Source organism: Microterricola pindariensis, assembly GCF_002936985.1.
GTDB lineage: Bacteria > Actinomycetota > Actinomycetes > Actinomycetales > Microbacteriaceae > Microterricola > Microterricola pindariensis.
This window is the reverse complement of the sequence record NZ_MPZN01000093.1, coordinates 1-10,443: the sequence shown is the minus strand read 5'-3', so window position 1 is coordinate 10,443 and position 10,443 is coordinate 1. Positions and strand designations below refer to the sequence as shown.

Annotated in this window: 8 protein-coding genes and 1 pseudogene; 5 read left to right on the top strand and 4 right to left on the bottom strand. The window is 71.4% G+C overall.

The window, feature by feature from the left end:
* The 3 genes and pseudogenes from GY24_RS16305 to GY24_RS16295 all read left to right on the top strand — a co-directional run.
* Window positions 1–725 (top strand): annotated as a pseudogene (locus GY24_RS16305) (isocitrate lyase); the annotation flags it as partial.
* Between the two features lie 74 nt (window positions 726–799).
* Complete coding sequence (gene aceB / locus GY24_RS16300; RefSeq protein WP_104477569.1) at window positions 800–2,473, top strand: malate synthase A; 1,674 nt, start codon at window positions 800–802, stop codon at window positions 2,471–2,473.
* Window positions 2,474–2,564: 91 nt separating this feature from the next.
* Entirely contained in the window at window positions 2,565–3,098 is a 534-nt protein-coding gene (locus GY24_RS16295) for a GNAT family N-acetyltransferase (RefSeq protein ID WP_104477567.1), read from the top strand.
* Window positions 3,099–3,293: 195 nt separating this feature from the next.
* Here the strand turns inward: GY24_RS16295 and GY24_RS16290 are convergent, their stop codons facing one another.
* Complete coding sequence (locus GY24_RS16290; protein ID WP_104477565.1) at window positions 3,294–4,706, bottom strand: MFS transporter; 1,413 nt, start codon at window positions 4,704–4,706, stop codon at window positions 3,294–3,296.
* A 56-nt stretch (window positions 4,707–4,762) separates the two neighbouring features.
* Here GY24_RS16290 and GY24_RS16285 point away from each other — a divergent pair, with 56 nt between their 5' ends.
* On the top strand, window positions 4,763–5,719 hold the full coding sequence (locus tag GY24_RS16285) for an ArsR/SmtB family transcription factor (RefSeq protein ID WP_104477563.1): 957 nt from the start codon (window positions 4,763–4,765) through the stop codon (window positions 5,717–5,719).
* A gap of 29 nt (window positions 5,720–5,748) precedes the next feature.
* Here the strand turns inward: GY24_RS16285 and GY24_RS16280 are convergent, their stop codons facing one another.
* Window positions 5,749–7,185: a cryptochrome/photolyase family protein gene (locus GY24_RS16280; RefSeq protein ID WP_104477561.1), complete on the bottom strand. Its 1,437-nt coding sequence runs from the start codon at window positions 7,183–7,185 to the stop codon at window positions 5,749–5,751.
* A 2-nt stretch (window positions 7,186–7,187) separates the two neighbouring features.
* Window positions 7,188–8,168: an NADP-dependent oxidoreductase gene (locus tag GY24_RS16275; RefSeq protein WP_233279427.1), complete on the bottom strand. Its 981-nt coding sequence runs from the start codon at window positions 8,166–8,168 to the stop codon at window positions 7,188–7,190.
* Window positions 8,169–8,414: 246 nt separating this feature from the next.
* Here GY24_RS16275 and GY24_RS16270 point away from each other — a divergent pair, with 246 nt between their 5' ends.
* Complete coding sequence (locus tag GY24_RS16270) at window positions 8,415–10,088, top strand: M20/M25/M40 family metallo-hydrolase (RefSeq protein ID WP_202972971.1); 1,674 nt, start codon at window positions 8,415–8,417, stop codon at window positions 10,086–10,088.
* A gap of 138 nt (window positions 10,089–10,226) precedes the next feature.
* Here the strand turns inward: GY24_RS16270 and GY24_RS16265 are convergent.
* A partial coding sequence (locus GY24_RS16265; RefSeq protein WP_193953633.1) for an alpha/beta hydrolase occupies window positions 10,227–10,443 on the bottom strand: 217 nt, incomplete at its 5' end.

Here is a 10,443-nt window from a genome sequence, read left to right as displayed (position 1 = left end):
GTGAGAAGAAGTGCGGCCACATGGGCGGCAAGGTGCTCGTGCCCACCGGCCAGCACATCCGCACCCTCAACGCGGCCCGCCTGGCCGCGGATGTCGCCGGCGTGCCGTCCATCGTCATCGCCCGCACCGACTCGCTCGCCGCCACGCTCATCACCAGCGACCACGACGAGCGCGACAAGCCCTTCGTCACGGGGGAGCGCACCGCCGAGGGCTTCTATCACGTGCAGAACGGCATCGAGCCGGTCATCGCCCGCGGCCTCGCCTATGCGCCGTACGCCGACCTGATCTGGGTCGAGAGCGCCGAGCCGGACCTCGAGCTCGCCCGCCGCTTCGCCGAGGCGATCCACGCCGAGTTCCCGGGCAAGCGCCTCGCCTACAACTGCTCGCCGTCGTTCAACTGGAAGCGCCACCTGAACGACGAGCAGATCGCCACCTTCCAGCGCGACCTCGCGGCCCTCGGCTACGCCTTCCAGTTCATCACGCTGGCCGGGTTCCACTCGCTCAACCACTCCATGTTCACGCTCGCCCAGGACTACTGCACGCGGCACATGAGTGCCTATGTCCAGCTGCAGGAGGCCGAGTTCGCCTCGGAAGCCTCCGGCTACACCGCAACCCGCCACCAGCGGGAGGTCGGCACAGGCTACTTCGACCGGATCGCCACGGCGCTCAACCCAGACAGCGCCACCCTTGCCCTCGTCGGATCGACCGAGGCCGAACAGTTCTAACCCGTCGGTTTCCGGGCCACCGGTTGGCTGAGCCCGTCGAAACCCGCTCACTGAATTCGCAAGGAGAAACGACCATGAACACCACCGCAACACTCACAGAGCCCCGGCCGAGCACCGCGTCCGTGCCCACCTTCCCCGCGCACGACCCGCGCATCGAGGTCATCGGCGAGATGGGCCCGCGCTACGCGGAGATCCTGACCCCGGAGGCGCTGCGCTTCCTCGCCGCGCTGCACGACCGCTTCGCCGGCATCCGCCACGACCGGCTCGCCGCCCGCCTGCAGACCCGGGTCGACGCGGCCAACGGCCGTGACCCGAAGTTCCTGCCCGAGACCGCGCACATCCGCGCCGAGGCCGGCTGGCGGGTCGCCGGCCCCGGCCCCGGCCTCGAAGACCGTCGGGTCGAGATCACCGGCCCGACCGACCGCAAGATGGCGATCAACGCGCTGAACTCGGGCGCGAAGGTCTGGCTCGCCGATCAGGAGGACGCCACCAGCCCCACCTGGCAGAACGTGATCGAGGGGCAGCTGAGCCTGCTCGACGCGCTCGCCGGCACGCTCAGCTACACCAGCCCGGAGGGCAAGGAATACACGGTCACGCACGACATCGGCGGCCCGGACACCCCGACGATCGTGATGCGGCCGCGCGGCTGGCACCTGGTCGAGAAGCACCTGCGCTTCCACGACCGCGCCGGCCGCTCGATGAGCGCCTCCGGCAGCCTGGTCGACTTCGGGCTGTACTTCTTCCACAACGCCACCCGGCTGATCGAGCTCGGCAGCGGGCCGTACTTCTACCTGCCCAAGCTCGAGGGCCACCTCGAGGCGCGGCTGTGGAACGACATCTTCGGTTTCGCGCAGGACTACATCCACATCCAGCGCGGCACCATCCGGGCGACGGTGCTGATCGAGACGATCCAGGCCGCGTTCGAGATGGAGGAGATCCTCTACGAGCTGCGCGAGCACTGCGCCGGGCTGAACGCAGGGCGCTGGGACTACATCTTCTCCATCATCAAGACGTTCCGCTCGCGCGGGCGCCGCTTCGTGCTCCCCGACCGCAAACAGATCACGATGACGGTGCCGTTCATGCGGGCGTACACCGAGCTGCTCGTCGCCACCTGCCACAAGCGCGGGGCATATGCGATCGGCGGCATGAGCGCATTCATCCCGAACCGGCGCGACCCCGAGATCACCGAGCGCGCCCTGGAGCAGGTCGCCGCCGACAAGCGCCGCGAGGCCACCGACGGCTTCGACGGCACCTGGGTCGCCCACCCCGACCTCATCCCGACGGCGCGCGCCGAGTTCGACCTGGCTTTCGGGGAACGCAACAACCAGCTGCACCGCACCCGTTCCGAGGTGAGCGTCACCGCCGCACAGCTGCTCGACATCGGCTCCGTCGGCGGGCAGGTGACCGAGTCCGGCGTCTACGGCAACGTCGCCATCGCGCTGCGCTACATCGAGTCGTGGCTGCGCGGCATCGGCGCGGCCGCCATCGACAACCTGATGGAGGACGCGGCGACCGCCGAGATCTCCCGCTCGCAGGTGTGGCAGTGGGTGCACGAGAACACCGTGACCGCCGAGGGCCGCCGCATCGACCGGGCCTGGCTCGGCGAGGTGTTGGGGCAGGTTGCAGGCGGCCTCACCCGTTTCGACGGCGACCGCTTCGACGACGCCATCGAGGTCTTCACCACGGTGGCGCTGGAGGCGGAGTTCCCGACGTTCCTCACGGTCGGGGCGTACGCCCGGTTCCTCTGAGCCCCTCCGCTGGGTGAGCCCCTCTCGCCGGTGGGCCCACCCAGCGGGCCGTGCCTGCCCTTTCCGGTGCAGGCCGCACTATCCTGTTGCGATGACTGCCGTGAACGTGCGCCCCGCAGATCCCACGGACGCCGCGGCGCTCGCCGAAGTGGCCGCCGCGACGTTTCGCCTGGCCTGCCCGCCCCAGACCACCGAGCAGGCGATCGCCGAGTTTCTGCGCGACGTGCTCTCGGTCGAGTGCTTCGCGGAGTACCTCGATGATCCGACCCGGCTCGTGCTGCTCGCCGAGCAGGGCGGGCGGCCCGTCGGTTACACCCTCCTCGTCTTCGGCGACCCGGGCGACCCCGACGTGGCCGCGGCGGTCGGCATCCGCCCCACCGTCGAGCTCAGCAAGTGCTACGTGTTGGCCGAGACGCAGGGGGCCGGCGTCGCCGCCGCGCTGATGGCAGCCACCCTCGACGCCGCCCGGCAGCGCGGGGCCGCCGGCGCCTGGCTCGGGGTCAACGAGCAGAACGCGCGGGCGATCCGCTTCTACGAGAAGAGCGGCTTCGCCGCCGTCGGCCGCAAGCGGTTTCTGCTCGGCGGCGTGTACGAGAACGACCACGTGCTGGAGCGGGCGCTCTAGCGGCCGCCGTCCCGGGCTGTTGGCTTCGGTCGCAGGCTCCCTCGAGCCAACGTGGTGCCGCCGTCCCGGGTTGTTGGCTTCGGTCGCAGGCTCCCTCGAGCCAACGTGGTGCCGCCGTCCCGGGTTGTTGGCTTCGGTCGCAGGCTCCCTCGAGTTAGCGTGGTGCTGACTGCCCGACTTGCCCGAAGGTCCAGGTTAGGCGGAGGCTGCCACCGGTGCCGCGCGCCGCGCAATCACCCAGATGCCGATCGCCGCGGCGACGAAGAGCACGGCCAAGATCGCCCAACCCAGCAGCCCGAGTTCGAGGGCCGTCGCCGTGATGACGAGAGGGGCGAGCATGGTTCCGAGCGAGAACCCCATGCCGAACATGCCCTGGTAGGCGCCGGCTCGCGACGGCTCGGCCAGCTCGAAGCTCAGCCCCCACGTTCCGGCTGCGGAGAGGATCTCGGCGAAGGCGTGGAACAGCGCGCCGCCGAGGAGCAGCACGATCGCGACACCCGCTCCGACCCCGGCGCTGCCGGCCGCGGCATCCGGGCCCGCCGCCAGCGCGTACAGTCCGCAGGCGATCAGCATGAACGCGCCGGCGATGAGCACGGCCCGGCCGGCCTTGCGGATGTCGTCGCTGCCGCGGGAGAGCGGAATCTGGAGGGCGATCACGATGACCGTGTTGACGATGAGCAGCGCGGACACCATGACGTCGGGGGCGGCGGTGTTGTGCACGATCCAGAGCGGAACGCCGATCTCTCCGAGTGCGAACTGCATTCCGAACACCCCGGCCAGCGCGGTCAGCGCCAGGTAGCGGCGGTCGCGGAACGGTGAGCGCGCGGCGGCCGTGGCGGCCTCGGCGGCCTGCCGGGCCGTCGCGACCTCGTGGGCCGCGATCGCCGCGGTGTCGGCGTCGACGGCGAGCCGGGCGCGACGTTCCCGCGGGGGCGCATCGACGCGGGCGGGCAGGCGCAGCAGCTGCACGGCGCTCAGCAGGTAGACGACCCCGGCCGCGATCATGAGGCCGCGGTAGGCCTCGATCGTGCCGGCGAGCAGGGCGAGGCCGCCGATGGCGCCGCCCGCCGCGATGCCGATGTTCGTGACCGTGCGGAGGATGGCGCGGGTGGACACCCGGTGCTCGGCGTCGAAGGCGCGGGCGATCATGGCCGAGCGGGTGGAGTTGCTGGCGCGGTTCAGGCCGGTGGCGATGCACGCCAGCACCAGGGCCATGCCGAAGTCGCCCGCGAAGGGATAGCTCGCCATCGCCAGGCCCTCGAGGGCGATGAGCGCGACAAGCATGCGCCGAGCCGAGAAGACGTCGGCGAAGTGGCCGCCGGCGTAGGAGGTGGCGACGCCGACGCCCGAGGAGATGGCCAGGATCAGGGCGATCGCTCCGGCGTCCAGGCCGACGAAGTGCGTGAAGAAGAGGACGGTGAGCGTGAAGAAGATGCCGCGGCCGAGCGTGGAGACGAGCGTGGCGCCGACGAGAACGCGCAGCACCGGGTCGGCGAGGGCCGCGCGGATGCCGCCGGGGCGCCGCTCCGGAGCGGGGGAGGTGCCGGCGGCATCCGCCCCGAGGGCTGGAACGGTCTCGATGCTGTCGGTGGCGGGGCTGGTGCTCATGCTGCATTTCTCCCACGCGCGGAACAGTCACTCGTATTGATGTAGCGTCTTGCTACATGTTGCGATTCGCATTGACGGAGGCCGACCTCGGCAATGTGCGCTTCGGGCTCTCCCCGCTCTGCGAGCTGGGCCTCTCGCTCCGTGCACTGCGCGACCCGGCCAGATACCCGCTGCAGCTGCCCTGGCTGCGCCGCACCGAGCAGGCGCGGGCCGGCCTCGACCTCGATGCGCTGATGGCGTTGGTGGACGAGCGGTTGTGGACCCCGGACTTCCTGAACCCCCGGCCGCTCTCGCCGCTGACCCGTCTCGGCGACGAGCTCGACGTGCTGCGCGCGCTGCCCAGCCAGCGGTTCACCGAGCAGCTGCTCCTGGTGCACCAAGGGCGGATGCCGGCCGCGCTCGACGGCCCGCCGCGGGCGGCGATCGCACGCATGGTGACCGCGCTGGAGGGGCTGTGGGCGGCCGGCTTCGCCGAGTACTGGCCGCGGATGCGCACGATCCTCGAGGCCGACATCGTCTACCGGGGCCGGCAGCTGGTCCAGTACGGCCTGTCCGCGATGCTGAACGGGCTGGCGCCGACCGCCGACTTCGACGGCCGGGTGCTCACCGTGCGGCTGCGCGACCCGCTGGACCGCGACGTGGCGGGCGGCGCGGGGCTCACGCTCGTGCCCACGATGTTCACCAACCGCGCCTCGGCGCCGATCGACCCCACCGAGCCGCCGACGATGTTCTACCCGGCCAGAGGACAGGGCGCGATGTGGGAGGCGGAGCGGGCGGCGAACCCGGCGGCGCTCGCCGCAATCGTCGGAGAGGCGCGGGCCAGGCTGCTGATCGCGCTCGGCGAGCCGTGCTCCTCGACCGAGCTGGGCATCCGCTTCGGGGTGTCGACCTCGGCCGTGAACCAGCACCTGCGGGTGCTGCGGGAGGCCGGCCTGCTCACCTCCACGCGCTACGGGCACAGCGTGCTCTACCTGCGCAGTGCACTCGGCTCCGCGCTCGTCGCAGGGGGATAGGGGGGCGCCCGCGGCGCGGGCCGGCGCGGCTAGGCGGGCGCGGGCGCGGGCGCGGAGCGTGTGGCGCGCTTCACTCGGTCGTAGGCCGCGAGTGCGGCCCGGCGGCTCTCGCCGAGGTCGACGAGCGGCTCCGGGTACTCCGGCGTTCCCCACTCGGGCACGTGCCTGCGCACATAGCTTCCGTGCGGGTCGAACTTCTGCTGCTGCAGCACCGGGTTGAAGATGCGGAAGTACGGTGCGGCATCCGCGCCGGACCCGGCGACCCACTGCCAGTTGAACGGGTTGCTCGCGGCATCCGCGTCGACGAGCGTCTGCCAGAACCATTCCTCGCCGTGCCGCCAGTCGATCAGCAGGTTCTTGCTGAGATAGGACGCCACGACCATGCGCACCCGGTTGTGCATGGTGCCGGTCGCCCAGAGCTCGCGCATGCCGGCGTCCACGAGCGGGACCCCGGTCTGGCCGCGCTGCCAGGCGGTCAGCGCGCCCTGATCGAGCGGCGGCCACTCGAACGCGTCGAACTCCCGGCGCCAATTGACCCGGTGCAGGTCCGGTGCGTGGAAGCTGACGTGGGCGGCGAACTCGCGCCAGCCCAGCTGGCGCAGGAATGCCGAGGCCGCCCCCTCCGAGCCGATTCGCCCGGATGCCGCGGCGGCGCGCACCCGCATCGTCTCGTGCCACACCATGTGCGGGCTGATCTCGCCCCAGCGCAGCGCCGGCGACAGCCGCGAGGTCACGTCCTCGGCCGGCTCGTCGCGCTGCTCGGGGTAGAGCGACAGCTTCTCGTCGAGGAATTCCGCCAGCAGGTCGAGGGCCCCCTGCTCGCCCGGCCGCCAGGCGGCGCGCAGCCCGCCGGCCCAGTCGGGCGCGCTCGGCTGCAGACCCCAGCTCTCCAGTGGCTCGCTCTGCACCGTCGCGCTCTGCACCGCAGCGCTCTGCGGCGAGCCGTTCAGCCCGGCCAGTGCCTCCGGCGCCGGCAGCGGGCGGCGCGGCTCGGGCATCGAGCTGGCCCGGCGCCAGAACGGGGTGAACACCGAATAGGGCTGGCCCGCGCCGGTCATGAGCGTCCACGGCTCGTAGAGCAGCGAGGCCGCGTGGCTCTGCACGTGCAGCCCGGCCGCACGCAGCCCGAGTTTCAGTGCCGCATCGACGGTGCGCTCCGCGCGGCCGTAGCGGCGGTTCCAGAACACGGCGTCCGCCGCGGCCTCGGTCGCGACGGCCGGGAGCACGGCCTCGGCGGCGCCCCGGCGCAGCACCAGCGGCACGCCGATCCGCTCGAGGCTGGCGCGCAGCGACTGCAGGCTCTGGTGCAGCCACCACCGGGCCGCCCCGCCGAGCGGGCGCACCCCGGGCGAGACCTCGTCGAGCACGTAGACCGCAAGGACGCGGGTGCCGCGGGCCATCGCCGCGGTGAGCGCCGGGTTGTCGCCCACCCGCAGGTCGTCGCGGAACCAGACCACGGCCGTCATGCTCACTCGAGCGTCTCGTCCACGCGCAGCACGAGCTTGCCGCGCACATGGCCCGACTCCTGCAGCCGGTGCGCCTCGGCGGCCTCGGCCAGCGGGAACACCCGCTGGACGTGCGGGCGCACCTGGCCCTGCTCGATGAGCCGGCTGATCACCGCGAGGGTGCGGGCGTCGGGGGCGATGCTGTAACCGGTTGCGCGGATGCCGCGGGCCGCGGCATCCGCAGCCATGCTCGGCCAGCTGCCGGTCGGGGCGTTCACCAGCAGCCCGCCGGGGCGCAGCACGTCGAGCGAGCGGGTTCCGGTGTCTGCGTGCACATTGCCGATCAGGTCGATGACGACGTCGATGTCCTGCACGCGCTCCTCGAAGCGCTCGCTGCGGTAGTCGATGACCTCGTGGGCGCCCAGCGCGCGCAGGAACTCGGCGTTGCCGGCCGAGCCGGTCGCCGTGACGTGGGCGCCGAAGAAGCGGGCGAACTGCACCGCGAAGTGGCCCACCCCGCCGGCGCCGGCGTGCACCAGCACGCGCTGTCCCTGGTGGGCCTTGCCCAGCTCGACGATCATGCCCCAGGCGGTGAGGGCGGCGACCGGGAGGGCAGCGGCCTCGGCGAAACTCAGCGAGGCCGGCTTCGGCAGCACGCTCATCGACGACACCGCGATGTACTCGGCGTAGCTGCCGCCGCCGCGCGGGTAGCGCCCCATTCCGAACACGGCGTCGCCGGGCTGCAGCGGGTGTGCGGCGTACGGCACCTGCTCCACCACGCCGGCGAAATCCAGTCCGAGCACGGTTGGGAACGACTCGATCGCGGCGGATGTGCCGCGGCCGGCGCGGGTCTTCACGTCGATCGGGTTGACCCCGGCGGCGACGACGCGCACCAGCACCTCGTCGCTGATGCGCAGGGGCCGCGCGGTCTCGGCCAGGTGCAGCTCGTCTGCCTCGCCGAGGCGGTCGATGACCGCCGCGCGCATGGTGTTCTGTTCCGACATCCGCTGCTCCTCGTATGCTCTGCTCCGCTGACTACGCTAACGCAACGCATCGTGGGGTCTCGCTGGCTCTCGCCACGCTCAGCCGACCCGCTCGACCGACCCGCTCGACCGCCCGGCGCGCGGTGGCGACCGGACGCCGATTGTAACGATTTGGGGGTGATTTTGGTCGCCGATGCCCGCGTTGGGCAACCCTACTAGCCATGAGCATTGTGCCCCAAAGGGGGTACAAGCGGATGAGGAGATATCGTGCGCAAGAAAGCAATGGTTCTCACCGGTCTGGTGGTGGCGGCCTTATTGGTGCCCGCTGCGCCGGCGCTGGCCAACGGCAACGGGAATGGCAACAACGGCAAGGGCAACAGCAACAGCCAGCAGGGCAACAACGGCCCGAAGGGCAACAACGGCAACAACGGGAACAACGGCAACGGCAACGGTGGCGGCAACAACGGGAACGGCAACGGCAACGGCGGCCAGAGCACCGACAAGTTGCTCAAGGCCGTGACCGCGAACGGCATCCTGACGCATGCGCGGGTGCTGCAGCGGATCGCGAACCAGAACGGCGGAACGCGCGCCTCCGGCACGCCGGGCTTTGACGCCTCGGCGGCCTACGTCAGCGATCAGCTGCGCAAGGCCGGCTACACGGTCACCGAGCAGCCGTTCGATTTCCCCTACTACGAGGAGACCGGCCCGGCCGCGCTCAGCCAGCTGTCGCCGAGCCCCACCGACTACGAGGTCGCCACGCTGGACTACTCGGGCAGCGGCTCCGTCACCGGCACCCTCGTGGCGACGTTGAACACCGTCGTCCCGGCCACCCCGACGCCGAGTTCGGCATCCGGATGTCTGCCGGAGGACTTCGCCCCGGCGTCGGCAACCGAGCCGCAGATCGCACTCATCCAGCGCGGCACCTGCACATTTGAGGTGAAGGTGGCCAACGCCGTTGCGGCCGGCTATGACGCGGCCGCAATCTTCAACGAGGGCAACCCCGGGCGCACCGACCTGCTCACCGGCGTGACCCTCGGCGCACCGGCAGCGGTGCCGGTTGTCGGGCTGAGCTACGCGGACGGAGCAGCGCTCTACACGGCGGCACAAGGTGGTGCTGTCACGCTCTCGCTGAGCACGTCGACGATCTCCGAGACCCGCACGACCAAGAACATCCTGGCTGACTCGAAGAAGGGCGACGCCGGCAAGGTCGTCGTCGTGGGCGCGCACCTCGACTCGGTGCTGGCCGGACCGGGCATCAACGACAACGGCAGCGGCACCGCCACCATTCTCGAGACCGCCCTCCAGATGTCGAAGCTCAACATCAAGCCGCAGCAGAAGCTGCGCTTCGCGTTCTGGGGAGCCGAGGAGGAGGGTCTCCTGGGATCCACCCACTACGTCGCCAACCTCAGCGACGCGGAGCTCGGGACCATCTACGCGAACCTGAACTTCGACATGCTCGGATCGCCGAACTACGTGCGATTCGTGTACGACGGAGACGGCTCGGACGACCCGGACGGACTCTCGGGCCCTCCCGGATCGGCGCAGATCGAGACGGTGTTCACCGACTACTTCGCCTCGAAGGGGCTGGCCAGCGCACCGACGGCATTTGACGGACGCTCTGACTACGGGCCCTTCATCGAATCCGGCATCCCGGCCGGAGGGCTGTTCAGCGGTGCAGAAGGCCTGAAGACCGCGGAGGAAGCCACCCTCTTCGGTGGCACGGCCGGTGCCCCGTACGACGCCTGCTACCACCAGGCCTGCGACACCATCAACAACCTCAGCACTGCAGCGCTGAGCGAGCTGGGTGACGCCGCGGCACACGCCACGATGACGCTGGCCGTCATGAAGACCGGATTCTTCGAGGACGGCAGCCGCATGGCGGCCCGCGCGCAGATCACGGCCGACAGCTTCGACTACGCGGGCAGCCACCTGCGCCGCTAATTCGAGGCACCACGACGAGGCCCGGGTTCCGCGCGTGCGGGGCCCGGGCCTTCCGGCTGCCCGGCAGCGGGCGGGCAGCCGAGTGCGCAGCGGGCGGGGCAGTCGAGCGCGGAGCGGGGAAGCTGCGTGCGGCGCGGCTCAGCCGGCCGTGCGCAGCCATTCGGCGAGGCCTGCCCGCAGCGCGGCGGTCTGCGCGGGCTGCGAGTCGTCGCGGGCGGGCACGGTCAGCAGCTCGGCCCCGAGCCCCTCTGCCCACTCGGCGGCCACCTCCACCGGGTGCACCGGGTCGCGCGGCGCCGCGACCACGAGCGCCGGCACGCCGCGGGCAGACAGCGCCGCGAGCTCGGCGGTGTCG